The sequence below is a fragment of the Streptomyces sp. NPDC002669 genome, assembly GCF_042889165.1.
Lineage (GTDB): Bacteria > Actinomycetota > Actinomycetes > Streptomycetales > Streptomycetaceae > Streptomyces.
Genome location: NZ_JBIAQQ010000023.1, coordinates 83443 through 106805, shown reverse-complemented (window position 1 = coordinate 106805; position 23363 = coordinate 83443). Strand labels below are relative to the sequence as shown.

The following is a 23363-nucleotide window of genomic DNA, read 5'->3' as shown; positions in this document are numbered from 1 at the left end:
ACCGAACGCCATGGGGGTGGAGCAACCTCCGCTCCGGAATGATGATTTCGCTCGCATTCGCTTCACGCCTCGGGTGCGGGTGCTCACACAGGACGGGGGTCGTGTGCACGCATGACGCAGCAGCGAGCGGCGGACCATCGGCCGTACTTCTTCTTGAGCTATGCCCACACACCGGGGTACGGCGGTGGAACGGACCCCGACATGTGGGTCGAACGCCTCTTCAAGGATCTCTGTGACCACGTGCTGGCCATGACGGATCTGCCCGCGGGCGCGCCCGCGGGGTTCATAGACCGGGAGATACGCTCCGGCGAGGGCTGGTCGGAGCGGCTCGGTGAGGTGCTCGCCACCTGCCGGGTGTTCGTTCCGCTGTTCTCGCCGCGCTACTTCGCCAGTGAGATGTGCGGCAAGGAGTGGTACGCCTTCGCGCAGCGCGCCATCCACTACCGGGCCCGCTCCAACCAGCCGGCCGAGGCGATCGTCCCGGCGCTCTGGGTGCCCGTACCACCGAGCCAGCTCCCCGGCCCGGCCGAGCGGTTGCAGTTCAACCACCGGGACTTCGGGGACCGTTACGTCAGCGACGGGCTCTACGGCCTCATCAAGCTCAGGCTCTTCGCCGAGGAGTACGAGCGCGCGGTGTACGAGCTCGCCAAGCGCATCGTCAACGTCGCCGACACCATAAGGATCGGCACCGGACGCCCGGTCGACTACCGACTGGCCCCCAGTGCCTTCGGCCCGCCCGACAGCGTGGCCGGCGGCCCCCGCCCCATGCAGGTGACCATCGCCGCGCCCACCCGGCACGACCTGCCCGAGGGGCGCATGGCCGACTACTACGGCGACAACCCGCAGGACTGGAACCCCTACCATCCCGCCACCACCCGCCCGTTGGCCTATGTCGCCGAGGACCTGGTGCGCTCCCTCAACTACCAGGCCACCATCACCTCCTTCGACGAGGAGGTGGGACACGGGGAGGGCAAGCAGCCGCCCAGCAGGCCCGAGATCCTGCTCGTGGACCGCTGGGCCCTCCAGGACGAGGACCGGCGCAGGAGGCTCGCCGCCTTCGACGCCGAGAACCGCCCCTGGGTCACGATGGTCGTGCCGTGGAGCCGCGAGGACCGGCAGAGCATGGCGATCGAGGCCGAGCTGACCGAGAAGCTCGAACAGACCATGCCGACCAAGATGCGCCAGGGGCGCGCCTACTGCCGCGCCGCGGCCAGGGGCGTGCCCAGCATGGAGGCGTTCGGCCAGATCCTGCCGCAGGTGGTCGAGGTGGCGGCCCAGCAGTATCTGAGACACGCGACGGTGTACCCACCCGCCACCGGTGGCGCACACAGCGAACGGACGAGGTTGCTGGGGCCGATGGCACAGACGAACTACATCCCCGAGACACACGACCCTGCGACGGATGCGGAGGACACGGATGACGGCCGGTCGTGACGGGCGCATCGTCACCTTCTACTCGTACAAGGGCGGCACCGGGCGCACCATGGCCCTGGCCAACACCGCCTGGATACTCGCCGCCAACGGCAAACGGGTACTGGCCGTCGACTGGGACCTGGAGGCACCGGGGCTCCACCGGTTCTTCCACCCGTTCCTCGACCCGTCCACCCTCGGTGCCACCACCGGCGTCATCGACCTGATCACCGAGTACGCGTGGGCCGCGACCAGCCCCGTCCAGCGCGCCGACGACTGGCACCGGGACTACGCCCGCATCCAGCCGCACGCCGTCTCCCTCACTCCCGAGGCGCTCGGCTGGGAGTTCCCGCAGGGCGGCACCCTGGACTTCGTGTCCGCCGGGCGGCAGAACCGCGAGTACTCCGCGACCGTCTCCACCTTCGACTGGGACAACTTCTACGACCGGCTCGGCGGCGGCCACTTCTTCGACGCCCTGCGCGACGACATGAAGGCCAACTACGACTACGTCCTCATCGACAGCCGTACCGGCCTCAGCGACATCGCCGACATCTGCACCGTCCACCTCCCCGACGTCCTCGTCGACTGCTTCACCCTCAGCGACCAGTCCATCGACGGCGCCGCCTCCGTGGCCCGGCAGATCTCCGAGCGCTACACCGGCCGCTCCATCTCCATCTTCCCCGTCCCGATGCGCATCGACGAGGGCGAGAAGGAGAAGGCGGACGCCGGACGCGCCCTGGCCCGGCTGAAGTTCGACCGGCTGCCGCGCGACCTGTCCGGGGACGAACTCACCGCCTACTGGGGCGCGGTGGAGATCCCGTACCGCCCCTACTACGCGTACGAAGAAACCCTCGCGACCTTCGGCGACGAGGCCGGGCTCACCAACTCGCTGCTCTCCGCCTTCGAACGGCTCACCGCCGTCATCACCGACCAGCAGATCACCTCGATGCCGCCGGTCGGCGACGAGGTGCGGCTGCGGATCCGGGACGCCTTCACCCGGCGCAGGCCGGCCCTGCCCGCCGATCTCTTCCTCAGCTACGTGGCGGAGAACCGGATGTGGGCCGACTGGATTGAGTCCGTGCTCACCAGGGCCGGGTTCCGCGTCGTACCCCGCGACGTCTCCGCCGAACGGAACATCCCGGAACCGGCGACCTCCGAGAACGCGGCCCGCACCGTGGTGCTGCTCTCCAGCGCCTACCTCAAGTCCCAGCGCGCGGTGAACCTCTGGGACCGGGCCGTCGCGGAGGACCCCGGCGGCGGCCGGCGCCATCTGCTGCCGCTCAGGGTCGGCGACGTGCGTCTGTCCGCGCCCTACATCGACCGCAACCCCGTCGACCTCTTCCGGCTCGACGAGGTGCACGCCACCGCCGCCCTGCTGCGCGCCCTGGACCGGCCGGTGCAGCTCACCGACTCCGTGTCGCCCGGACCGCGCTTCCCCGGCACCGTCCCCCGGATCTGGAACGCGCCGCCGCGCAACCCCGGCTTCACCGGCCGCTCCCTGGTCCTGGAGCGGATGCGCGACCAGCTCGGCGGCGGCATGGCCGTCGTACTGCCGCAGCCGCAGACCCTGTACGGGCTCGGCGGCGTCGGCAAGACCCAGGTCGCCCTGGAGTACGTACACCGGTTCATGGCGGACTACGACCTGGTCTGGTGGATATCTTCCGAGCAGACCGACGACGTGGTGGCCTCGCTGGCCGAACTCGCGGTCCGGCTGGGCGCCCAGGGCGGCGACGACATGGCGGCGGCCTCCCAGGAGGCGGTCGACCTGCTGCGGCGCGGGGTGCCGTCGGACCGCTGGCTGCTGGTCTTCGACAACGCCGACGACCCCGAACGGCTCCGGCGCTACTTCCCGCAGGGCGGCTCCGGCCACATCCTGGTCACCTCGCGCAACCAGGCGTGGTCCCAGCACGGTGACGCGCTGCCCGTCGACGTCTTCCTGCGCGAGGAGTCCATCGAGCACCTCCAGCGGCGCGCTCCCGGCCTGAGCGACGAGGACGCGGCCCAGGTGGCCACCGCCGTCGGCGACCTGCCGCTGGCCGTCGAGCAGGCGGCGGCCTGGATCGCGGAGACCGCCACCCCGATCGACACCTACCTGGAGCAGCTGGCCCAGCAGGCCCCCGAGGTCCTGGCGCTCAACCAGCCGGCCGGTTACCCGGAGCCGGTCGCCGCGACCTGGAACATCTCCATCGAACGGCTCAAGGAGCGCTCGCCCGCCGCGGTGCGGCTGCTCCAGCTCTGCGCCTTCTTCGCCCCCGAGCCCATCTCGGGGAACCTCCTGTACAGCAAGGAGATGATCGAGGCGCTGAAACCGTACGACGCCTCGCTCCAGGAGAAGCTGGTGCTGGGCCGGGTCATCCGGGAGATCGGCCGGTTCGCCCTCGCCAAGGTCGACCAGGTCTCCAACTCCATCCAGGTGCACCGGCTCGTCCAGGCGGTCATCCGGGCACAGCTCAGCGAACAGGAGCAGCAGGACGCCCGGCACGCCGTGCACCGCATCCTGGCGGGTGCCCGGCCCGACGACGACGAGCCGATCGACAACCCCTCGACCTGGCCGCAGTTCGCCACCATCTGGCCGCACCTCGGCCCGTCCGACGCGCGCAACTGCAAGGAGCCCGAGGCCCGCAGGCTGCTGATCGACCGGGTCCGCTACCTCTGGAAACGCGGTGACTTCAGGACCGCCACCACGCTCTGCGAGGAGCTGCGCGAGATCTGGCGGGAGAAACTGGGCGAGCGGGACATCCAGTACCTCTACCTCTGCTTCCACCTCTCCAACATCTACCGCTCGCGCGGCCGTTACGTGGAGGCCCGGGAGCTCGACGAGATCACCCTGGCGGTGCAGCGGGAGGTCCTGGGCCCCGAGCACCCGCACACGTACATGAGCACCAGCAGCCTGGCGACGGACCTGGGCACGCTCGGCGAGTACACCAGGGCGATCGAGCTGGCCACCGAAGCCACCGAGGGGTTCAACCAGATCTTCCACGAATCGCACCCGAGGACCCTGGCCGCGGCCAACAACCTGGCGTTCACCCTGCGTTCCATCGGGCAGTACGCCAAGGCCCGCGAGATCGACCAGGACGTCTTCGACCGGCGCGTCGAGGTGCTCGGCGCGGAACACCCCTACAGCCTCTCCTCGGCCATGAACCTGGCTCGGGACCTGCGGGACGTCGGGCGGTACGAGGACTCGGTCGGCATCCTCAGCCGTACGTACGACAGCTACAAGGCCACTCTGGGCCGGTCCTTCCCCGGCACGCTGAGCGCGGCGAAGAGCCTGGCCGTGTCACTGCGCCGGGCGGGCAGACTGGAGGACGCCCGCCGGCTGACGGTGGCCACCCGGGGCAGGTACCGGGCCAAGTACACCTCGGCCAACCCGGAATCGCTGGCCTGCGACCTCAACATGGCGGCCGACCTGTACGCGGCCGGCGAGACGACCGAGGCCAGGGACACCGCGCAGGAGGTCGTCGACCAGTACATGAAGGTGCCGGGGGAGAAGCACCCCTACACCCTGGCCGCGCTGAACAACCTCGGTGTCTACCAGTCGGGCACCGGCGCGTCGGAGGAGGCGGTGCGGGTACTGACCCGGGCCGTCGCCGCGATGCGCGAGGTGTACGGGCGGGAGCACCCCAACACCCTGTTCTGCGTGATGAACCTGGCCAACGCGACGGCGGAGCGGGGCGATCTCGAACTGGTCCTGGAGACCGAGGAGAAGGTGTCCGGGCAGCTCCGCCGGGTCCTGGGGGCGCACCATCCCGAGACCCTGGCCATGACGTCCAACATGGCGGTCACGCTCGACGCGCTGGGCCGCAAGGACGAGGCGCTGCGGCTGAGGAGCGAGACGGTCGAGGAGCTGTCCCGGCAGCTCGGCGACGACCATCCGATGACCCGGATCGCCCGGGGCGAGGACCGGTTCGAGCGCGAGCTGGAACCGACTGCGGTGTAGGCGCGGGGGGGGGGGGGGGGGGCGGGGGGGGGGGGGCGCCCCCCCCCCCCCCCCCCCCCCCCCCCCCCCCGCACCGCCGCTCAGTCGGTCGGCGACTCCAGCAGCCAGTTCAGGATCCTGGGCAGGGCGTGCAGTGCGTCGAAATGCGCCGCCGCCGGTTCCACCACGACGGTGGAGTTCGGGATGCGTTCGGCCAGCCAGCGGGAGTGGCCCACCGGCGAGAACACGTCCTTCTCGCCGTGCCACAGCAGTACCGGGCCGGGGATGTCGGCGGGTTCGAAGCCCCACGGGCTGCTGAAGGCGAGCGCGTCGTCGATCCAGCCCCAGGCCGAAGTGCGCAGCCCCTCACGGTAGTTGCGCAGCAGCATGGTGCGGACCCCGGCATCGTTGACCACCATCCGGTCGGAGTCGGTCAGTTCCTGGCGCAGCTCGTCGATGAGCTGGACCGGGTTCTGCCGGATCACCGCGGACCGAGAGATGAACGACTCCGCCAGCCCGTCCGGATCGGCCACCGCGGTGGAGTAGGCCAGCACGTTGGACGCGGCCATTCCCTCGAACCAGTCGAGACCGTCGGCGCTGCGGGGCGCCAGTCCGACCAGGGCGGCGGTACGAGTCACCCGGTCGGGCATCAGCGCCGCGCAGGCCAGGGCGTGCGGGGCGCCGCCGGACCGGCCGACCACGGCGAACCGTTCGATGCCGAGGTGATCCGCGATGGCCCGCACGTCCTCGACGGCGTCGGCGACGCAGCGGCCCGGAAGCCGGTCGGAGTCGCCGTAGCCCGGCCGGTCGTAGGTGATCAGCTGGGTCTTGCGCTGGTACAGCACCATGCCGCGCGGAGCGGGGCCGAGTCTGCTTCCGGGCATTCCGTGCATCAGGAAGACCGGCCTGCCCCGGGGATCCCCCAGGCGCTCCACCACCAGTTGCCGTCCATCCCTCGCGCGCACCCGACTACGCACTCCGCGCCTCCTCCGTGTGGTGCGGGCACCGCGTGCCCGGCTTGTGCCGCCCGATTCGATGATGGCTCATCAGAGCTCTTGCCGGGTATGTGCGTTGGGAAACCGTGGAGGCATTCGCAGAGTGCGCCCGTCCCGGTGAGAAGGTGCGAGTGCAACGGCGGGCGGGTCCCGGCCGGCAGCCGCGCGGGCACGGACGGCCCGGTGGGGGCCGGTCGTGCCCGCGGGGAGTGGTGGTCAGACGGTCTTCGCCGGTGCCACGCCGAAGATGTCCACGGCGTGGTAGTACGTCCACGCGGTGCTGTTGCACGCGGTGAGCTTCGCGCCGGTGTAGGCGGCGCACACGCGCTTGAGGTCCGCGTAGAACGCGGAGTCGATGCGGGACTTGTTGGCGGAGAAGGTGCCGGCGGCCTTGTAGTTGCGGTAGCCGAAGTCGTGGCGGGCGCAGGCCGTCTGGAAGGGGAAGCCGAAGGGGTTGTCGGGGGAGCTGCTGCAGTAGTCCGTCGACCAGTCGAAGCCGTACGCGGCCCAGGCGCTCTGGTTGCCGCGGGCGGACCTCCAGGCGTTGTAGCTGGACAGGCTCGTCTGGGTCCAGGAGCTGAGGACCTGGGGCTTGTCCGCGGGGGCGGCCGAGGCGGAGGCGGCGGGGAGCAGGGCGAGGGGGAGCGACAGGGCCACCGCGGCGAGCGGAGCGGCGAATCGGCGACGCATGAGCAACCTCCGGGGTACGAAAGCCAGTTGGGCCCGTGCTCCTCGTGATCTCACGGGGTCGCTCCAGCATGACGGCATGTACTTGTCATGCCTAGGGGCCGTTCGGTGGATCAGGGGGCTTCCGACTCCAGGTGATAGGTCGTGTCGACCCAGAACCCGTTCGTGGCCCCGGCCCTGATCTCCAGCACGTACGCGCCGGGGATCAGCGGCGGGAAGCCACCCCAGACGCCCCACGCGTAACGCTGGGTCAGCCCCGTCCGGAACGAGGCGGAGAACTCCCGCAACGGCAGCGGGACGCCGTTGAGCGACGCGGTGGCCTCCACCACCTGCATGGACAGGGGCACCCGCGAGTACGACCGGGGGTGCTGCATGTTGAGCACGGGGAAGAAGGCCGGCCGGTCCGAGGGGATCGGGCAGCGCCGCACCACCCGGCCGCCGTAGGTGCCGGCCAGGAACCAGAGGTCGTCCGGCTGGTTCCAGGCGGCGTGCTCGCCCGTCGTGTCCTTGACCGGACTGCGGTCGTCGGGCGCGGACATGGCCCACTTCCACCACCGGCCCGCGAGCTCCCCGCCCTCCTCGTCACTCGGCTTCCACACGCTTCCGGCCCGGCCCGCACCGTTCATGACGCCCCTCCCACGTACACCCCCTGACCAGGGGTTCGACTCGAACAAGCGGACAGTACCCGGGGTGCGCGAGGGGGCCGACGGCGGCCTCCGGGACCGGACGCACCGGCCCCGGAGGGGGTCAGCCGATGGCGACCGTCCGCGCCCAGGCGGGCGGGGAGACCGGAACGTGGTGGGGGTCGTCCTCGTCCCACGGCCGGGGGAACAGGCCCACCACCGTCCGGCACGCCGGCGGAGTGCTCGGCCAGGGCGTCTGACCGTCGGTCAGGACCACGACCACATCGGGCCGGGGCCGCGTCCGCAGCGCCCTGGTGAAGCCCGTGCGCAGATCCGTGCCCCCACCGCCCACCAGCGGTATCCCCTCGGCACCGCACAGCGGGTGCGCGACCCGGGCGGCCGCGTCGCACGGGAGGACGGTGACCAGATCGCGACGGCCGCCCACGGCGCGGGAGATCGCGGCGACCTCCAGGAGGGCGCTGCCCAGTTCGGCGTCGCTGACCGAACCGGACGTGTCGATGACCACGCAGACCCGGGGCGGCCTGCGCCGCAGGCTCGGCAGGACGGCCCCGGGCACGCTCGCCGAGCGCCGCGACGGGCGGCCGTACGTGTAGTCCTCGCCCGCACCGGCCCCGGAAGCGGCCGAACGGACCGCCGCGCCCAGCAGCTCCCGCCACGGCTGGGGCGGGTGGAACGCCTCCTCCGCCCACCGCTTCCACCCCTTCGGGGTGTTCCCCGGGCGGCCGGTGATGCCCTGCGCCACCCGGAACCGGACCGCGTCCTGCTCCTGTTCGCTGAGGCCGTGCGCGCCGTCCGGCCCCAGGTCCCACTCCCGCTCCAGCCCGTCGGCACCGCTGCCGCAGTCCAGCCAGGCGAGGTCCCCCAGATGCGGCCCGAGCCGGAACTGGCGCAGGTAGTCCTCCATGAGCTGCCCCGTGGGGAGCCCCAGGGCCTCCGGATCGACGGCGCCCTCCGGCCGTGTCAGGCCCTGGCCGAACACGTCGTCGTTGATCTCGCAGTCGGCGGCGATGTTCATCCGCAGCCGCTCCCCGGGGCCGGTCAGCCCGCGCTCCCGGGCAACCCGGTCGCCGCGCCCGTGGTGGTCGCGCAGCAGGTGCGACACCTCGTGCACCCACACCCCGGCCAGTTCCTCCACCGGGGTCCGGTCCACGAAGCCGGGCGAGACGTAGCACCGCCAGTGCCGGTCGACGGCCATCGTCGGCACCCGCCGCGACTCCACGACCCGCAGGGCGAACAGGGCCGTCGCCAGGTAGGGGCGGACCCGGACGGCCTGCAGCCGGGCGGCGAAGAGCTTGTCGAGGTCCAGTGCCCCGGGCCCGTCCGGTGTTCCGTGCCCGCCCGGGGCCGTCGGCTCGTCCGGGCTCATCGGCCGGCCTTCGCGGCGGCCGCCGCCCGGTCCGCCGCCCGGTCCGCCGTCCGTGCCGCCGCCCGGTCCGCCCGCCGGGACAGGGAGACCACTCCGGCCAGTCGTTCGATCGACTCCGGAACGTCCCAGTCCTCCTGGCGCAGCGAGGCGAGCGTGGTCGCGGGGACGACCACCACGTCCGGGGCCCCGTCCTCCAGCGCCCGGACCAGGAGCGCCCACGCCGCGTCCCAGCGGGACTTCTCCGGACGGTTGCGGACCGCCGCCACCGCGCCGTCGAGCGCGGCCTGGCGCAGGTCCCCCCGTTCGGGCAGCTCGGCCCCCGCCGGGTCGGCGAGGAGCGTCTCGGGGTCCGGCAGGTCCATCCGGTCCAGGGCCGCCAGCAGCTCCAGCCCCGGACCGTCCCCCACGGTGCCCCTGACCAGCAGGGAGAGCACGTCCCGGGAGGAGCCGGCCGCGGTCGCGAACGCGATCAGACGCAGGGTCATGTCCCAGCTGCGGGGCGACGGCCAGGCCCCGCCCCGGTGCGCCTCGCCGCTGGGCAGCCGGTGCACGAGCGCGGGACGGCCGGTGAGGAGTCCGCACACCGCGCGCCGGGCGAAGTCCACGGCCTGCGACAGCCGCCCGGGATCCAGCCGCGGCAGCGTCGCCCGGGGCCAGGTCCCGCCGAGGCCGCGCACCACCACCTCGGGGTCGTGCGTCCACTGGAGGTGCACGAACCGGTTGGCCAGCGGCGGGCTCAGCTCCCAGCCGTCGGCCGCCGAGGAACGCGGATTGGCGGCGGCCACGATCCGTACCCCGGAAGGCAGCCGCAGGGCACCGACCCGCCGCTCCAGCACGAGACGGAGCAGGGCGGCCTGGACGGCCGGGGGCGCGGTGGACAACTCGTCCAGGAACAGCAGCCCCCGGCCGGCCTTCACCAGGCGCACCGCCCAGTCCGGCGGCGCCATCGGGACGCCCTGTTCCGCGGGATCGTCCCCGACGACGGGCAGCCCCGAGAAGTCGGACGGCTCGTGCACACTGGCGATGACCGTGGTCAGCGGAAGGTCCAGGGACTCGGCGAGCCGGGTGAGAACGGCGGTCTTGCCGATGCCGGGCTGCCCCCACAGGAGTACGGGCAGGTCGGCGGCCACGGCCAGGGTCAGGGCCTCCAGCCGGCTGTCGGGGCGGGGTTCGGTGGTGGTCTCGCTCAGCAGGGCCGTCAGTTCGTCGGCGATGTCGAGCTGGGAGACACGGTCCCGGACGACGGCGGTGGCGACGTGCGCGGCGGGAGGGGCGGAGGGAGCTGCGGGGGTGCGTACGGGCATGGCCGATCACCTTTGAAGTCGTGGTGGAAGTACGGGGCCGGCGGGCGCCGGTTCAGCGAAGGGCCGCGTCGCGCGGGTGCGTGCGGCGGTGCCGGGGGCGAGGGCGGTACGGACGGGCGCGGTCGGGCCCTTCGGCCAGCCCCGCCCGGAACAGCCCGTAGGTGATCCGCCGCCGCGCGGCCTCCTCCAGCTCGTCGCGCAGTTCGCCGCTGCGCAGCAGGGCGCCGGGGCCCAGCAGGCCCTCGACGACGGCCAGCGCACCGGCGATGTCGCCGTGGTCCAGCCGTTCGCGCACGCCGGTGAGGCAGTCCGGGCGGCGGTGCGCCTCGTCGATGGCCCGCAGACAGGGGAGCGCGGTGCCGGTCAGGGCGACCAGCAGCTCCTCCCGGCGGATCTCGGCCGGGTCGTGGTCCAGCGGGACCAGCACCCCGTCGACCAGGCCGATCCGGTGCCGGTCGCCCCGGCAGTCCACGAGGCGCGGCTGCCCCGACGGGTCCGGGGGCCGGGCCGCGGCGGCCGGTGGGTCATCCGGCATCAGGGCCGCGACGACCAGCGGGTGCAGCCGGTCGGCCCCGATCGCGCCGGTACGGATCAGTTCGAGGTCGGGCAGCGTCCAGGTCGCCGCGTCGGGCAGGACCGGCGGTGCGTACGGGCCGACGGTCCCGCCCGCGAGCCGCAGCGCGGGCGGCCCGGCCCCGTCCCGTTCCGCTGCCAGGTCCAGGAGCAGCCGGTGCCGACCCCCGAGCCGTACGGCGACGGGGCCCGCGGACCGCCCCTCGGCGCGGAGCAGGAGCCGCGCCTCGGCCGCCCACCGGTCGACGGCGCAGTGACGCCCCGGCGGCACCGCCTCCGGCACCTCCGGGGCCACCGGGGGCGGGTCGTCGGAGGGCGGCGGCCCGAACCCGGACCGGACCCGCAGCTCGTCGGCCCGGCGCGCATCCCACAGGTGGCGGTGCAGGTCGAGGCGGAACCGGGGGTTCGGGCGGTGGTGCGGGTGGCGGCGGGGGTCGTCCCCGGAGCCGTCCCACAGCGCGAGGCCGACCCGCTGCCCGGCGTCCGCCCAGGCGGGCGGGGTCCGCACCACCAGGTGCACCGGGCGCACGCCGTCGGGCCCCTCGGTGGCGTACCGGGCCAGAGTGATCGTCAGGCCCGGGCGCAGCAGCCCGCGAGGAGCGATCCTCGGCATGTGCCAGCGCAACAGGTCGGGTGCCAGATGGCGGAGATCGTCCCGGAGCCGGGAGGCGAGTTCCCGGCCGTGGGCGCGTGCCGCGGACCGGGGGCTGAGGTCGACGTCGATGCCCGCGGCGGCGCACGCCCCCGCCCAGTCGCCGACCCGGCGGCGGGCGGTCGCGGTCTCGATCATGGAGGGCGGCACGGCGAACTCGCGCACACGCCGCCAGAAGGAAAGTCGGGAGTCCCCGTTCGCGTCCTGAGTGAGCATCAGCACTCACCTTGCGCGGACGGGTCCCCCAATCTGCTGGGAGAGTAAGTGGTCATCGCGGGGCAGCGTAGCTCCCCTTTCCGCGATCGGCCAGGACTTTCTTTCCGCCCGGCGGCCGGCCGGACCCGCGGCGCCGGGCCGCGGGGTCAGTCGACGACCGAGCCGACGGCGGGGTGGTCGCCGGTGAGTTCCTCCGGGGTGCGGCGCGCGGCGACCAGGAGGGTGACGATCGTGCCCGCCACCGCCCAGGCGGAGAGCACCAGCAGCGGGCCGGTGATCGCGTTGCCCTTGAAGTAGGCGATCGAGCGCGCCACCCAGGTGCCCGCGCCGGGCGGCAGGGCGGGGCCGATCGCCCGCCAGAAGTCGGGCAGCATCGGCAGCGGGAAGGCGCCGCCGGCGCTCGGGTTGCCCGCGATCACCACGATCAGGACGGCCAGGCCGATGCCGACGATGCCGGTGAGGGCCTGGAGGGCGAGCGTGAGCATGCCGACCGCGAAGACGGTCAGCGCGCCCAGCCCCGACAGACCCCAGAAGCTTCCGGGCAGGGCGCCGAGGATCGGGCCGATGATGAGCGCGCCGCCGATCCCTCCCACGATCGAGTACAGCGCCATGACACCGGTCCGGATCACCGCGCGCCGGCGGTTGGCGGGCTTGGCGCCCGCGCTGATCGCGAGGATCGAGGCGCAGAGGTAGCCGCCCACGCACCAGCCCACGACCAGGTAGAAGGACGAGATCCCGTTGAAGTCCTGGCCGGAGGCGGGGGCCAGGTCCACGGTGCGCACCGTGCGCTGCTGCGTCCGGTCGACCTCGGTGATGATCCGCGTCAGCGTGTCGGCCATGGCCGTGCCGCCGCCGGAGGCGACGAGGACGGTGTCGGTGGTGCCGGTGGGGTTCACCACCAGGGCGCCGTCGATCTCGCGGTCGAGGATCTGCTCGCGCGCCGTGGCCGCGTCGGCGACCGGGCGGGGGTCCAGCGGGCCGCCGGGCAGCGCCTTCAGGTCGGCCGTGAGCCGGGCGGACATCTGCTGGGGTGCGACCACGCCGAAGGGCACGTCCGTCGGTTTCGGCTTGTGCAGGGCCCCGACGTAGGACGTGATGAACAGCAACTGCAGCGCGAGCACACCGATGACGAGCAGCGCGGCCCGTGGGGTGACGGCGTTCTTCACCTCGTCGACGAAAGTCATGTCCCCACGTTCCGGGGCATCGGCCGTTCGTGCAGTCGGGGCTGGGCCGGATGGCGGACCGCGGCACCGGGCCGTCCGCGCGGTTCCGGCCCGCCGGGTTGACGCGCCGACACTTTTTACCGACGCGTAACTTCCCATGCCGCCCTACTCGCGCGTAATTTGGCACGAAGCAAGCAGAGCCAGCGTCAGAACTTGTGGTCCGGGCCGCAGGGTGCACAGACATCGAAACTCCCCTGAGCCGCAAGGAGACCCCACGATGCTGCCCCGGAACCGTGCGTCGCGCACCCGACGCGCGCGCAGGACCCTCGCCGCACTGCTCCTCGCCGTCGCCGCGGTCGCCGCCTCCACGACCACCGCGGCCGCGGCCGCCCCCACCGCCGCCGCGGCCACCTCCCGTGGCTGGAACGACTACTCCTGCAAGCCCTCCGCAGCCCACCCCCGGCCGGTCGTCCTGGTCCACGGGACCTTCGGGAACTCCGTCGACAACTGGCTGGTCCTCGCGCCCTACCTCGTCAACCGGGGCTACTGCGTCTACTCCCTCGACTACGGCCAGCTGCCCGGCGTGCCGCTCTTCAACGGCCTCGGCCCGATCGACAAGTCGGCCGGCCAGCTCGCCGCGTTCGTCGACAAGGTGCTCGCCGCCACCGGCGCCCCCGAGGCCGACCTCGTCGGCCACTCCCAGGGCGGCATGATGCCGAACTACTACCTGAAGTTCCTCGGCGGCGCCGCCAAGGTGAACGCCCTGATCGGCCTCGCCCCCGACAACCACGGCACCACCCTCCTCGGGCTGACGAAGCTGCTGCCGTACTTCCCCGGGGTCGAGGACCTGCTGAACGCCAACACCCCCGGCCTCGCCGACCAGGTGGCGGGCTCCCCGTTCATGACCAGGCTCAACGCGGGCGACGACACCGTGCCGGGCGTGAAGTACACCGTCATCGCGACCCGGTACGACGAGGTCGTGACCCCGTACCGCACGCAGTTCCTGGACGGTCCGAACGTGCGCAACGTCCTGCTCCAGGACCTGTGCCCGCTCGACCTCTCCGAGCACGTGGCGATCGGCACCGTCGACCGGATCGCCTACCACGAGGTGGTGAACGCCCTCGACCCGGCGCACGCCACCCCCACCACCTGCGCCTCGGTCATCGGCTGAAGGCGTACTTCGGAAGTAGCGCCGTCCGCCCGGTGAGCGGGGCCCGGGGGCGCTCCGTGCGCCGGTGGTGAGCGGTCGCACCCGCGGCGGTACGAGGGGCCGGTCCGGCCGCGCCCCTCGTACCGCCGTGAGCCGGTGTGGCGCCGCTCGGACGGCCCGTGCGCCCGGATTCACCACCGCGAGCCGATCGCGATCCGTCCGGAGGGGCGCCGTTGTCGGCGGCGGCTGGCACGATCGACCCATGACGACGATCGACTGGGACTCCGCGGCCGACCCCTTCGACGAGGAACCCGACCACGGCCTGCTCGACCCGGTGGTCCGGCACGCCTGGGCGCGGCGGATGGAGAGCTGGCTGCCCGAGGAGCGTTCCGAGGTGCTGGACCTGGGATGCGGCACCGGAAGCCTCTCCCTCCTCGTCGCCGGGCAGGGCCACCGGGTCACGGCCCTCGACCGGTCCCCGCGCATGGTGGAGCAGGCACGGGCCAAGCTGGCCGGGACGGGGACCGGGGTGCTCCTCGGGGACGCGGCCCGACCGCCGGTCGGCAGACGGCAGTTCGACGTCATCCTGGCCAGGCACGTGGTGTGGCTGCTGCCCGATCCGGCGGCGGCCCTGCGCCACTGGTTCGGCCTGCTGCGGCCCGGCGGCCGGCTGATCCTGATCGAAGGGGGCCGGAACGGCGTCGGAGTCCCCGCCGCGACCCTGACCGGGCTGCTCTCGGAATTCACCGAGCGCGTCCACCACGAGCCGCTCTCCGACGACCCGGACCTCTGGGGCAAGCGGGTCCACGACGAGCGCTACGCCCTGGTGGCCCGCGCCGTGCCGCCGCACCGGCACACCGAGGTCGTCGACGTGCACCTGATCCTCCGCCGGGGCTCCGAGGTCCTGCTCGCCCGCCGTGCCAACACGGGGTACGCGGACGGGCTGTTCAACGGCCCGTCCGGGCACGTCGAGGACGGCGAGGACGTCCGCGAGGCGATGATCCGCGAGGCCGCCGAGGAGATCGGGCTCGAACTCGGCCCGGACGAGCTGCGGGTCGCCCTGGTCATGCAGCACCGGGGCCCCGGCGGCGCCCCCAGGACGGGCTGGTTCTTCGAGGCGGAGTACGACCCCGACCGCGAACCCCACAACCGCGAGCCGGACAAGTGCTCCGAGCTGAGATGGTTCCCGCTGGACGGCCTCCCGGACGACATGGTCGCCTACTGCCGGGCCGGGCTCGACGGATACCGCGCCGGGGAGCACTTCCTGATCCACTGGCAGGAGGACGGCGAGTCCGTGGCCCACCGGCCGCACGGCGCGGGCCGGGCCGTCCCGTTGCCGGCCGGGCGGGCCGGCACCGGCGGGGTGCACCACATCGAGCTGTGGGTGCCCGACCTGGCGGCGGCCGAGCGGGGATGGGGCTGGCTGCTCGGCGAGCTGGGCCACGTCCCCTACCAGCGCTGGGAGCACGGGCGGAGCTGGCGGCGCGGCGAGAGCTACGTGGTGGTCGAGCAGTCGCCCGACCTGCTTCCGGAGCCGTACGACCGCCGCCGCCCCGGGCTCAACCACCTCGCGTTCCACGTCCGTGACCGGGCCGCCCTCGACGCCCTGGTGGCGCGGGCCCCGGAGCACGGCTGGCGGCAGCTCTTCGCGGACCGCTATCCGCACGCGGGCGGCGAGGAACACGTCGCCGCCTATCTGGAGGACGCCGCGGGGTACGAGGTGGAGCTGGTCGCCGGGGGCCGCCGGGAGCCCCGCCCGGCACGGGTGGAAGCGGATCCGTACGCCGACGTCTGGGCGCGACGCCGCGACTGACCGGGGCCCGCCCCGGCCCCGCCCGGACCCCGGAGGGCCGGCCGGAGCGGGACCCGGTCCCGGACCGGTCGGTGGCTCCCGGGCCGTCAGGCCAGCAGCGGTGCGAGGCCCTCCGCGCGGGCCAGCCGCTCCAGTTCGTCCAGCGCCCGGCGGGCCGCGTCGGCCGCCGCCGGGTCGCGTCCGGCCAGACCGCTCTGTTCGAACTCGTCCTCGTCCAGCCGCAGCACGGACGTGCCGTCCGCCGACACCCACAGGTCGAGGTCCAGGTCCTCCACCAGGAGCCGGCCTTCCCGCAGCACGGCGGGGCGGGTGACGTCGCAGTACCAGCCCTTGAGCACGCCCGCGCCGGAACGGACCTCCTTCACCGCGTACCACCGGTCGCGCCAGTAGTGCTCGGTGAACACGTCGCCCGGCTCGAACCGCACGAAGCCGAAGTCGCGCACGCCGGGCGCCGCCCAGGGCGCACGTACCGTCACCCGGACGCCGTCGTCGCGGACCACGTCCGCCGGATAGCTGATCTTGGTCCGCCCGGCCTTCACCAGGGCGACCGTCAGGGAGGTCTCAGCCGAGGCCGCGGACATACCGCACCTCCGTGGCGCAGACCCGGTAGCCGAGCCACCGGTTGACCGCCAGCATCGGGCCGTTCGCCGTGTCGTTGCCGGTGTACGCGTCCGTGTACCCGGCGGCGCGGGCCCGGTGCAGCGAGTCGTTCTTGGTGAGCCTGGCCAGCCCCCGGCCGCGGTGCGCCCGGAGGGTGCCGGTCATGCCGGACATGTACCGGGTCAGGCCGTCGGTATTCGCGAGGCTGAACGCCACCGGCTTCCCGTCGACCACCGCGACCGTGGTCAGCTCGCGGTCGAGCAGGGGGACGTTCCAGGTGTGGTCGAGCCAGTCCTCGTAGTCGGTCAGCTCGGTCTGGATGTCGCCGGGTTCGTCGGCCACGGTCTCGGCGTCCAGCTCGAAGAGCGGACGCGGATCGTCCGCGAAGTCCGCGGCGGTGCGCATCTCCACCCCCGCCGGTGGCTCCTGGCGGGGCGGCAGGTTCCCGCCCGCCAGGTCGAGGTGGAGGAAGTGCGCCGAACGGCTCGGCGCGTAACCGTGCTTCTCGGCGAAGGCGCGGTTCGCCGGGGCGTCGAGCACCCAGGCGTGGACCGTGGTCGCGCCCTGTCGGGCCAGGTGCTCCTCGGCCGCTCCCAGCAGCAGCGCGCCCGCCCCGCGCCCGGTGTGCTCCGGGTGGGTGTACGGATTGCAGAACCCCTGGCCGGGCTCGGGACTGTCGTGGGCGAGGCCGACCTGCGCGGTGCCGATGAGCCGTCCGTCCTCCTCGGCCACCAGCAGCCGGTAGCGCTTGTCGGGATGGGCGCGGGACAGGTCGTGGACGACGTGCTCGGGCGTCGTCACCATGTAGGGAAGCGCGGCGCGCCGGATCCGTACCCAGTCCTCCGCGTCGGCGGGCCGGAAGTCGCGAACGATGACAGTCATGAACCGGACGCTACGCGCGGGGCGCCGGTGCCCGCCCCCGAATTTCCGGCGGTGACGGGGGCGGCGTGGGGGAGAATCGGGTCGTGACCTTGAAGATCGTCCTTGACCCGGACTCCGGCATCGCCCCGTACGAGCAACTGCGCACGCGGATCTCCGAACTGGCCCGTTCCGGCGCGCTGCCCGTCGGCTTCAGACTCCCGACCGTACGCGGCTTCGCCGAGGAACTCGGCCTCGCCGCGAACACCGTCGCGAAGGCGTACCGCGCGCTGGAGACCGACGGGGTGATCGAGACCCGCGGGCGCAACGGCACGTTCGTCGCCGCCGCCGGTGACGCGGCGGACCGGCACGCGGCGGCCGCGGCGCAGGAGTACGCGGAGCACGCGCGGCGGCTGGGCCTGCCCCGGGACGAGGCGCTGTCCCTGGTGGCGGACGCGGTGCGGGCGGCGTACGCGGACTGACCCGGGCCCGGGCGCCGGTTCCGGGCCGGACGTCCGGCCCCGGCGGGGCGTCAGAGGTACAGGCCCGCGTCCGTTCCGGAGTCCTGCTTCGGGACGGACGCCGGGCCGTTGCCGCGGCGCAGGGCGTACAGTTCGGCGAGCGTCGCGCCCTCCCGGCCGATCCCCTCCTCCGTGCCGAGCCAGGCCACCGCCTCCTCGCGGGTCAGTGCGCCCACCTCGATCCTGGCGAGACAGCGGCCGGGCCTGACCACGGCCGGATGGAGCCGGCCCAGGTCCTCGTTGGTGGTGACCCCCACCAGTACGTTGCGGCCCTGGCCCAGCAGTCCGTCGGTGAGGTTCAGCAGCCGGGACAGTGCCTGGCCCGCCGTGTGCTTGGCCTCGCCGCGGATCAACTCGTCGCAGTCCTCCAGGAGCAGCAGCCGCCACCGGCCCTTCGCGCTGCCGTCGTCCTCGCCGATCGCGATGTTCATCAGATAGCCGACGTCGTTGAAGAGCTGCTCCGGGTCGAGCACGCAGTCGACCTGGCACCAGTCCCGCCAGGAGCGCGCGAGCGTGCGCAGCGCGGAGGTCTTGCCGGTGCCCGGCGGGCCGTGCAGCAGGAGCAGCCGGCCCGAGACGTCGTCGGGCGTGAGCGTCATCAGCCGGTCCATGGCGCGGGCCACCGGCGCCGTGTAGTTGCCGCGGACCTCGTCCCAGGTGCCGGAGGAGATCTGCCGGGTGGTGCGGTGCGGGCCGCGGCGCGGGGAGGCGTACCAGAAGCCCATCGTCACGTTCTCCGGGCGGGGTTCCGGTTCGTCCCGGGCCCCGTCCGTCGCCCGGTCGAGGACCTCCCGCGCCAGCTCCGGGCCGGTCGCGGTGACGGTGACGTCGGCGCCGCGGTTCCAGCGGGAGACGAGCAGCGTCCAGCCGTCGCCCTCGGCGAGGGTGGCGCTGCGGTCGTCGTCGCGGGCGGCGCGCAGCACCTTGGCGGCCGGGGGCAGCAGGGTGGCCCCGGTCTTGACGCGTTCCAGGGAGGTGCTGTGCGAGTACGGCTGCTCGCCGGTCGCGAAACGACCGAGGAACAGCGCGTCGATGACATCGGACGGGGAATCGCTGTCGTCGACGGTGAGCCGGATCGGCAGCGCGGACTCGGGAGTGGCGGACATGGCGCCATGATCGGGCACGGGGACTGCGGGTGCACCCAGGTTTCGCCGTCCCCGTCCGCCCCTCGTCCGTCCCCCGTAAGAGGGAGAGCGCGGGTATGACTCGGGATCAAAGGGGCGCACGGGAGGAGTTGTTGGAGCAACTTGGCATGCCCACTTCCGGTAGGGGCGCGACTGCTGCTACCACGGACTCGGCAGACCGGGTGGAGATCCCGCCCGTCGGTCCACGGGAGGTTCCATGAAGATGTCCCGACTCGCGGCGTTCTCGTCCTCGCTCCTGCTCGGCGCCGCCCTCGCCCTGACCGGTGCGGCCACCGCCCTCGCCGCCCCGTCCGTCCAGGCCGTCGACTACGTCGCTCTCGGAGACTCGTACTCCTCGGGCGTCGGGGCCGGCAGCTACGACAGTGCCAGCGGTTCCTGCAAGCGCAGCACCAAGTCGTACCCCGCCCTCTGGGCCGCCGCGAACTCGCCCGCCTCCTTCGCCTTCACCGCCTGCTCGGGCGCCCGCACCGGGGACGTGAAGGCCAATCAGCTCGGCCCTCTCAACTCCTCGACCGACCTGGTCTCGATCTCCATCGGCGGCAACGACGCGGGCTTCGCCGACGTCATGCTCACCTGCGTGCTCCAGTCGGAGACCACCTGCCTCAACCGGATCGCCACGGCCCGCAGCTTCGTGGACACCACCCTGCCGGGGAACCTCGACTCGGTGTACTCGGCGATCAGCGCCAAGGCGCCGTCCGCCCGGGTCGTCGTCCTCGGCTACCCGCGCTTCTACAAGATCGGCGGCAGCTGTGCCGCCGGCCTGAGCGACAAGGTGCGCTCCGCCATCAACTCGGCGTCCGACTACCTCAACGCGGCGACCGCCAAGCGCGCCGCCGACCACGGATTCGCCTTCGCCGACGTCGCGGGGCAGTTCACCGGCCACGAGATCTGCTCCAGCAGCTCCTGGCTGCACAGCGTCAACTGGCTGAACATCGGCGAGTCCTACCACCCCACCGCCGCCGGACAGTCGGGCGGCTACCTGCCCGTTCTCACCTCGGCCGCCTGATCCCGCCCGGTCGCGCACCCGCCGGACCCGTGGGCCGTCCGGCGGGCGGAAGGCCCCGCCCGCCGGGGCCTTCGTCCGGCGGGTCGCGCACGGCCACCGGACCGGTCCGGGTCCCTCGCGCCCAACTCGCCCCGACGCGAAGGGATCCGGGGGCCGGTGTCAACCCCCGTACAGGTGTGCGCAATCCTGCGCCCGGGATACACGAGTGTCGTCGCGGGGCGATAGGGTTAACCTGCCCGGGGCGGGTGCCCTCGTACGGGTGGGGAGTGACATGGAACAGATAGCGATGCGGAGCAGGCCACGTGTGCCTGCCATCACATGCGGGAGTGGTGCGACGAGTTCGCGCCTCGACCGCCATCTCGCGGTGCTCGGCGGACCCGCCGTGCCACAGCGGGAAGCCGCGGAGGCGACGCTGCTGATGCGCGAGCTCACCTCGCGCGACGCCGCTCACCGCCGTCGGAGCAAGAGCGCGCGGGTGTCGCTCTTCGCGCCGTTGCGACGACTGAGGCGTTCGCTCTTCGGAAGTCACCGCTGACCCTTCGGCCCGTCTGACCACCCGTCGGTCCTCGGCCCGGACTCCCCGGCCGGGGCCCGTCATCCGGGCCTCCGGTCCGGGACGGTGAACCAAATGCACCGTCCCGGCTCCGCGCTGCTGTCGACCCTCCCCGTCATCCCCGGGGCCGGCAGCGGCGCTTCGACATGTTCCCCTCCGGCGAACCGCCCTTCCCGCGCGTGACCGTCACTCCCGCGCCGGGGGCCGTGGCCGGCGTTCCCGTCACTCGCCGCCGCGCGCGTGGCGCCGTACCGACAGCGGCACGAACACCGCGAGCAGCAGCGCCGACCAGAGCAGCGTTCCGGCCACCGGATGGGCGACCGGCCAGGCGGCGTCGGAGGCCGGCGAGGCGTTGCCGAACAGGTCCCGGGTCGCCGAGGCCATGGCGCTGATCGGGTTCCACTCCGCGATCGTCCGCAGCCACCCCGGCAGGTTGTCGGTCGGGATGTACGCGCTCGACAGCAGCGGCAGGACGAAGGTGGCGCTGCCCACCTGACCGGCGATCTCCTCGTTGCGGATCAGCAGCCCCAGCCAGTAGCCCAGCCAGGACGTGGCGAAGCGGAAGAGCAGCAGCAGTCCGAAGGCGCCCAGCGCGGCGAGCGGCCCGCCCTCGATCCGCCAGCCGACCGCGAGCCCCACCAGGATCAGCGGGACCATGCCGACGGCCGTGGTCAGCAGATCGGCCGCGGTCTGGCCGAAGGGCACGGCCGGGCGGCTCATCGGCAGCGTGCGGAGCCGGTCCATCACCCCGCGCTGGCAGTCCTGCGCCGACTGGAACATTCCGACCATGATGCCGTTCGCCGCCGTCGCCGCCAGCAGCCCCGGCACCAGGAACGCGCGGTACTCCCGGCCGGGCACGGCCAGGGCGCTGCCGAAGACGTACCCGAAGAAGAGCAGCATCGTGATCGGCATGGTCTGGGTCAGGATCATCACGCCCGGGGACGCCTTGATCCGCTGGAGGTGACGGCCCAGCATGGCCAGGCAGTCGGCGACCGGGGTGCTCGGTACGGGGGCGACGCGCGGTGTCGTGGCGCTCATGCCGCTGCCTCCTTCGGGGTCGGGTTCGGGGTGGTGCGGACGCCGTCGCGACCGGTCAGCCGGAGGAAGACCTCGTCGAGCGTCGGCGGGCGCAGGCTCGCGTCGACCAGCGGCACTCCGGCCGCGTCGAGTTCGCGGACGATCCGCGGGAGGGTGAGCGTGGTGTCGGCCGCGACGGCGCCCACGGTGCGGCGCTCGTGGTCGAGCGCCGGTTCGGCCCCGGTGAGCCGGTCGAGCACGCCGGCCGCCGGGACCAGCGCCGACTCGTCGGCGACGACCACCTCGGCGTAGCTGCCGATGAGGGACTTCAGCTCCGCGGGGGTGCCGCGGTGGGCGGCCCGGCCCCGGTCGATCAGCACGATGTCGTCGGCCAGCTGGTCGGCCTCCTCCAGGTACTGCGTGGTGAGCAGGACGGTCGTGCCGAGGTCCGCCAGGTCCCGGACCGCCGCCCAGATCTGGTTGCGGCTGTGCGGGTCGAGCCCGGTGGTCGGCTCGTCCAGGAAGAGCACCCGCGGGCGGGTCAGCAGGCTGGCCGCGAGGTCGAGGCGGCGCCGCATGCCGCCGGAATAGGTGCGGGCCGGGCGGTCGGCCGCCCCGGTCAGCTCGAAGCGCTCCAGGAGTTCGTCGGCGCGGCTGCGCGCGGCCTCGCCGCGCAGCCGCAGCAGCTTCGCGAAGAGCCGCAGGTTCTGCCGCCCGCTCAGCTCGCCGTCGACGGAGGCGTCCTGCCCGGTGACACCGATCGCCCCGCGCACCGCCGCCGCCTCGCGCACCACGTCGTGCCCCGCGACCCGGGCGCTCCCGGCGTCCGGCGCCGTCAACGTGGTGAGCACCCGGACCGCGGTGCTCTTCCCCGCGCCGTTCGGCCCCAGCACCCCGCAGACGGAGCCCTCGGCGACGGCGAGATCGAGCCCCCGCAGTGCGTGGACGTCGCCGTAGCACTTCTCCAGACCTTCACTAAGTACAGCGTACGTAGTCGTCATGCGGCCACCGTACCGCACTACGTACGGTGTACGTAACTACGATGGAGGCGAGGTGATGATCGATGGTGGGGCGACCCGCTGTACCCGAAGTGATCTGGGCGCGCCCCGAGCGTGCGGGTCGCGGCCCCAGACCGGCCTTCAGCCGTGCGGACATCGCGGCGGCGGCCGTCCGCATCGCCGACGCGGAGGGCTTCGACGCGGTCTCCATGCGGAAGGTCGCGGCGGAGCTGGGCTGCGGCACGATGTCGCTCTACAACTACGTGCCGCGCAAGGAGGACCTGCACGAGCTGATGCTCGACGCGGTCAGCGCCGATTACGTGTTCCCCGAGCCGTCCGGTGACTGGCGGGCCGATCTGACCGCACTGGCCCACCAGGCACGCGCGATGATGCACCGCCACACCTGGGTGCCCCGGCTGATGTCACCCGTGTACGGCTTCAGCCCGAACGCGCTGCGCTACCTGGAGTACGCGCTCAGCTGCCTGGACGGGGTCGACGCGCGGTTCGGCGAGAAGATGGAACTGATCGCCCTGGTCAACGGCGTGGTCACCACCTATGTGACCAACGAGATCGCCACGGCGGAGCGCAGCCGGTCGCTGCCCTGGTCCGAGGAGCAGGAGCAGCAGGCGCGCACCGCCTACCTGATCGGCCAGATCTCGACCGGGAAGTATCCGCGGATGGCGGCCGGGTTCGCCGAGGATTCCGGACCGATCGATCTGGAGGGGGTCTTCGACCGGGCTCTCGACCGGGTGCTGAACTCGTTCGGCCGGTAGCCG

The 23363-nt window shown here is 73.0% G+C and carries 20 protein-coding genes; 8 read left to right on the top strand and 12 right to left on the bottom strand.

What is annotated here, in order from left to right; all coding sequences use genetic code 11:
• Positions 1 to 111 precede the first annotated feature (111 nt).
• Both fsxC and fxsT read left to right on the top strand, forming a co-directional pair.
• The gene (gene fsxC, locus ACFYW1_RS28895) at positions 112 to 1434 is read left to right on the top strand and encodes an FxsC protein (protein ID WP_388999425.1); all 1323 of its coding nucleotides are present in this window, start codon (positions 112 to 114) and stop codon (positions 1432 to 1434) included.
• Positions 1418 to 5347 carry an FxSxx-COOH system tetratricopeptide repeat protein gene (fxsT, locus tag ACFYW1_RS28890; RefSeq protein WP_388999422.1) on the top strand — a complete coding sequence of 1310 codons (3930 nt, stop codon included), beginning with the start codon at positions 1418 to 1420 and terminating at the stop codon, positions 5345 to 5347. Before fsxC ends, fxsT begins: the two co-directional genes overlap by 17 nt.
• Positions 5348 to 5427: 80 nt before the next feature.
• On the opposite strand, the gene ACFYW1_RS28885 is transcribed toward fxsT, so the two are convergent.
• The 7 genes from ACFYW1_RS28885 to ACFYW1_RS28855 form a co-directional block, all read right to left on the bottom strand.
• Positions 5428 to 6303, bottom strand: coding sequence for an alpha/beta fold hydrolase (locus tag ACFYW1_RS28885; protein WP_388999419.1), 876 nt, complete (start codon positions 6301 to 6303; stop codon positions 5428 to 5430).
• A 234-nt stretch (positions 6304 to 6537) separates the two neighbouring features.
• Positions 6538 to 7011: a phospholipase gene (locus ACFYW1_RS28880; protein ID WP_388999416.1), complete on the bottom strand. Its 474-nt coding sequence runs from the start codon at positions 7009 to 7011 to the stop codon at positions 6538 to 6540.
• Between the two features lie 110 nt (positions 7012 to 7121).
• Positions 7122 to 7634: a hypothetical protein gene (locus ACFYW1_RS28875; RefSeq protein WP_388999413.1), complete on the bottom strand. Its 513-nt coding sequence runs from the start codon at positions 7632 to 7634 to the stop codon at positions 7122 to 7124.
• 121 nt (positions 7635 to 7755) lie between these two features.
• The gene (locus ACFYW1_RS28870) at positions 7756 to 9018 is read right to left on the bottom strand and encodes a VWA-like domain-containing protein (protein ID WP_388999410.1); all 1263 of its coding nucleotides are present in this window, start codon (positions 9016 to 9018) and stop codon (positions 7756 to 7758) included.
• Positions 9015 to 10322 carry an AAA family ATPase gene (locus tag ACFYW1_RS28865; protein WP_388999407.1) on the bottom strand — a complete coding sequence of 436 codons (1308 nt, stop codon included), beginning with the start codon at positions 10320 to 10322 and terminating at the stop codon, positions 9015 to 9017. Before ACFYW1_RS28865 ends, ACFYW1_RS28870 begins: the two co-directional genes overlap by 4 nt.
• Before the next feature lie 52 nt (positions 10323 to 10374).
• Positions 10375 to 11763 (bottom strand): hypothetical protein, encoded by a 1389-nt coding sequence (locus ACFYW1_RS28860; protein ID WP_388999405.1) that lies wholly within the window; start codon positions 11761 to 11763, stop codon positions 10375 to 10377.
• Between the two features lie 146 nt (positions 11764 to 11909).
• The gene (locus ACFYW1_RS28855) at positions 11910 to 12947 is read right to left on the bottom strand and encodes a DUF3533 domain-containing protein (protein ID WP_388999402.1); all 1038 of its coding nucleotides are present in this window, start codon (positions 12945 to 12947) and stop codon (positions 11910 to 11912) included.
• A 256-nt stretch (positions 12948 to 13203) separates the two neighbouring features.
• Here ACFYW1_RS28855 and ACFYW1_RS28850 point away from each other — a divergent pair, with 256 nt between their 5' ends.
• Complete coding sequence (locus ACFYW1_RS28850) at positions 13204 to 14097, top strand: esterase/lipase family protein (RefSeq protein WP_388999399.1); 894 nt, start codon at positions 13204 to 13206, stop codon at positions 14095 to 14097.
• A 241-nt stretch (positions 14098 to 14338) separates the two neighbouring features.
• Positions 14339 to 15889, top strand: coding sequence for a trifunctional class I SAM-dependent methyltransferase/NUDIX hydrolase/VOC family protein (locus ACFYW1_RS28845; RefSeq protein ID WP_388999396.1), 1551 nt, complete (start codon positions 14339 to 14341; stop codon positions 15887 to 15889).
• Positions 15890 to 15975: 86 nt separating this feature from the next.
• Here the strand turns inward: ACFYW1_RS28845 and ACFYW1_RS28840 are convergent, their stop codons facing one another.
• Together ACFYW1_RS28840 and ACFYW1_RS28835 are read right to left on the bottom strand one after the other, a co-directional pair.
• A complete protein-coding gene (locus ACFYW1_RS28840; protein WP_388999393.1) occupies positions 15976 to 16470 on the bottom strand; it encodes a DUF402 domain-containing protein in 495 nt (164 codons plus the stop codon).
• Positions 16451 to 17371 carry a GNAT family N-acetyltransferase gene (locus ACFYW1_RS28835; RefSeq protein WP_388999390.1) on the bottom strand — a complete coding sequence of 307 codons (921 nt, stop codon included), beginning with the start codon at positions 17369 to 17371 and terminating at the stop codon, positions 16451 to 16453. Before ACFYW1_RS28835 ends, ACFYW1_RS28840 begins: the two co-directional genes overlap by 20 nt.
• 83 nt (positions 17372 to 17454) lie before the next feature.
• On the opposite strand from ACFYW1_RS28835, the gene ACFYW1_RS28830 reads away from it, so the two are divergent.
• Positions 17455 to 17829, top strand: coding sequence for a GntR family transcriptional regulator (locus tag ACFYW1_RS28830; RefSeq protein ID WP_148833804.1), 375 nt, complete (start codon positions 17455 to 17457; stop codon positions 17827 to 17829).
• A 50-nt stretch (positions 17830 to 17879) separates the two neighbouring features.
• On the opposite strand, the gene ACFYW1_RS28825 is transcribed toward ACFYW1_RS28830, so the two are convergent.
• Positions 17880 to 18974: a DUF5925 domain-containing protein gene (locus ACFYW1_RS28825; RefSeq protein WP_388999387.1), complete on the bottom strand. Its 1095-nt coding sequence runs from the start codon at positions 18972 to 18974 to the stop codon at positions 17880 to 17882.
• A gap of 235 nt (positions 18975 to 19209) precedes the next feature.
• Here ACFYW1_RS28825 and ACFYW1_RS28820 point away from each other — a divergent pair, with 235 nt between their 5' ends.
• Together ACFYW1_RS28820 and ACFYW1_RS28815 are read left to right on the top strand one after the other, a co-directional pair.
• Positions 19210 to 20019 carry an SGNH/GDSL hydrolase family protein gene (locus ACFYW1_RS28820; protein ID WP_388999384.1) on the top strand — a complete coding sequence of 270 codons (810 nt, stop codon included), beginning with the start codon at positions 19210 to 19212 and terminating at the stop codon, positions 20017 to 20019.
• Positions 20020 to 20290: 271 nt separating this feature from the next.
• Positions 20291 to 20554, top strand: coding sequence for a hypothetical protein (locus ACFYW1_RS28815; RefSeq protein WP_148833798.1), 264 nt, complete (start codon positions 20291 to 20293; stop codon positions 20552 to 20554).
• Between the two features lie 240 nt (positions 20555 to 20794).
• Here ACFYW1_RS28815 and ACFYW1_RS28810 read toward each other — a convergent pair whose 3' ends face one another.
• Complete coding sequence (locus tag ACFYW1_RS28810) at positions 20795 to 21610, bottom strand: ABC transporter permease (RefSeq protein WP_388999381.1); 816 nt, start codon at positions 21608 to 21610, stop codon at positions 20795 to 20797.
• Positions 21607 to 22590, bottom strand: coding sequence for an ATP-binding cassette domain-containing protein (locus ACFYW1_RS28805; RefSeq protein WP_388999378.1), 984 nt, complete (start codon positions 22588 to 22590; stop codon positions 21607 to 21609). The genes ACFYW1_RS28810 and ACFYW1_RS28805 overlap by 4 nt, the downstream gene beginning before the upstream one ends.
• Positions 22591 to 22652: 62 nt before the next feature.
• Here ACFYW1_RS28805 and ACFYW1_RS28800 point away from each other — a divergent pair, with 62 nt between their 5' ends.
• The gene (locus ACFYW1_RS28800; RefSeq protein ID WP_388999375.1) at positions 22653 to 23360 is read left to right on the top strand and encodes a TetR/AcrR family transcriptional regulator; all 708 of its coding nucleotides are present in this window, start codon (positions 22653 to 22655) and stop codon (positions 23358 to 23360) included.
• Positions 23361 to 23363 lie beyond the last annotated feature (3 nt).

What these genes read in the sequence shown, in the direction of transcription:
- fsxC (WP_388999425.1), top strand. Translation starts at nt 112, where the DNA reads ATGACGCAGCAGCGAGCGGCGGACCATCGGCCGTACTTCTTCTTGAGC.
- ACFYW1_RS28835 (WP_388999390.1), bottom strand. Translation starts at nt 17,371, where the DNA reads ATGACTGTCATCGTTCGCGACTTCCGGCCCGCCGACGCGGAGGACTGG.
- ACFYW1_RS28825 (WP_388999387.1), bottom strand. Translation starts at nt 18,974, where the DNA reads ATGTCCGCCACTCCCGAGTCCGCGCTGCCGATCCGGCTCACCGTCGAC.
- ACFYW1_RS28850 (WP_388999399.1), top strand. Translation starts at nt 13,204, where the DNA reads ATGCTGCCCCGGAACCGTGCGTCGCGCACCCGACGCGCGCGCAGGACC.
- ACFYW1_RS28820 (WP_388999384.1), top strand. Translation starts at nt 19,210, where the DNA reads ATGAAGATGTCCCGACTCGCGGCGTTCTCGTCCTCGCTCCTGCTCGGC.
- ACFYW1_RS28840 (WP_388999393.1), bottom strand. Translation starts at nt 16,470, where the DNA reads ATGTCCGCGGCCTCGGCTGAGACCTCCCTGACGGTCGCCCTGGTGAAG.
- ACFYW1_RS28845 (WP_388999396.1), top strand. Translation starts at nt 14,339, where the DNA reads ATGACGACGATCGACTGGGACTCCGCGGCCGACCCCTTCGACGAGGAA.
- ACFYW1_RS28875 (WP_388999413.1), bottom strand. Translation starts at nt 7,634, where the DNA reads ATGAACGGTGCGGGCCGGGCCGGAAGCGTGTGGAAGCCGAGTGACGAG.
- ACFYW1_RS28865 (WP_388999407.1), bottom strand. Translation starts at nt 10,322, where the DNA reads ATGCCCGTACGCACCCCCGCAGCTCCCTCCGCCCCTCCCGCCGCGCAC.
- ACFYW1_RS28870 (WP_388999410.1), bottom strand. Translation starts at nt 9,018, where the DNA reads ATGAGCCCGGACGAGCCGACGGCCCCGGGCGGGCACGGAACACCGGAC.
- ACFYW1_RS28815 (WP_148833798.1), top strand. Translation starts at nt 20,291, where the DNA reads ATGGAACAGATAGCGATGCGGAGCAGGCCACGTGTGCCTGCCATCACA.
- ACFYW1_RS28810 (WP_388999381.1), bottom strand. Translation starts at nt 21,610, where the DNA reads ATGAGCGCCACGACACCGCGCGTCGCCCCCGTACCGAGCACCCCGGTC.
- ACFYW1_RS28880 (WP_388999416.1), bottom strand. Translation starts at nt 7,011, where the DNA reads ATGCGTCGCCGATTCGCCGCTCCGCTCGCCGCGGTGGCCCTGTCGCTC.
- ACFYW1_RS28855 (WP_388999402.1), bottom strand. Translation starts at nt 12,947, where the DNA reads ATGACTTTCGTCGACGAGGTGAAGAACGCCGTCACCCCACGGGCCGCG.
- ACFYW1_RS28805 (WP_388999378.1), bottom strand. Translation starts at nt 22,590, where the DNA reads ATGACGACTACGTACGCTGTACTTAGTGAAGGTCTGGAGAAGTGCTAC.
- ACFYW1_RS28800 (WP_388999375.1), top strand. Translation starts at nt 22,653, where the DNA reads ATGGTGGGGCGACCCGCTGTACCCGAAGTGATCTGGGCGCGCCCCGAG.
- ACFYW1_RS28860 (WP_388999405.1), bottom strand. Translation starts at nt 11,763, where the DNA reads ATGCTCACTCAGGACGCGAACGGGGACTCCCGACTTTCCTTCTGGCGG.
- fxsT (WP_388999422.1), top strand. Translation starts at nt 1,418, where the DNA reads ATGACGGCCGGTCGTGACGGGCGCATCGTCACCTTCTACTCGTACAAG.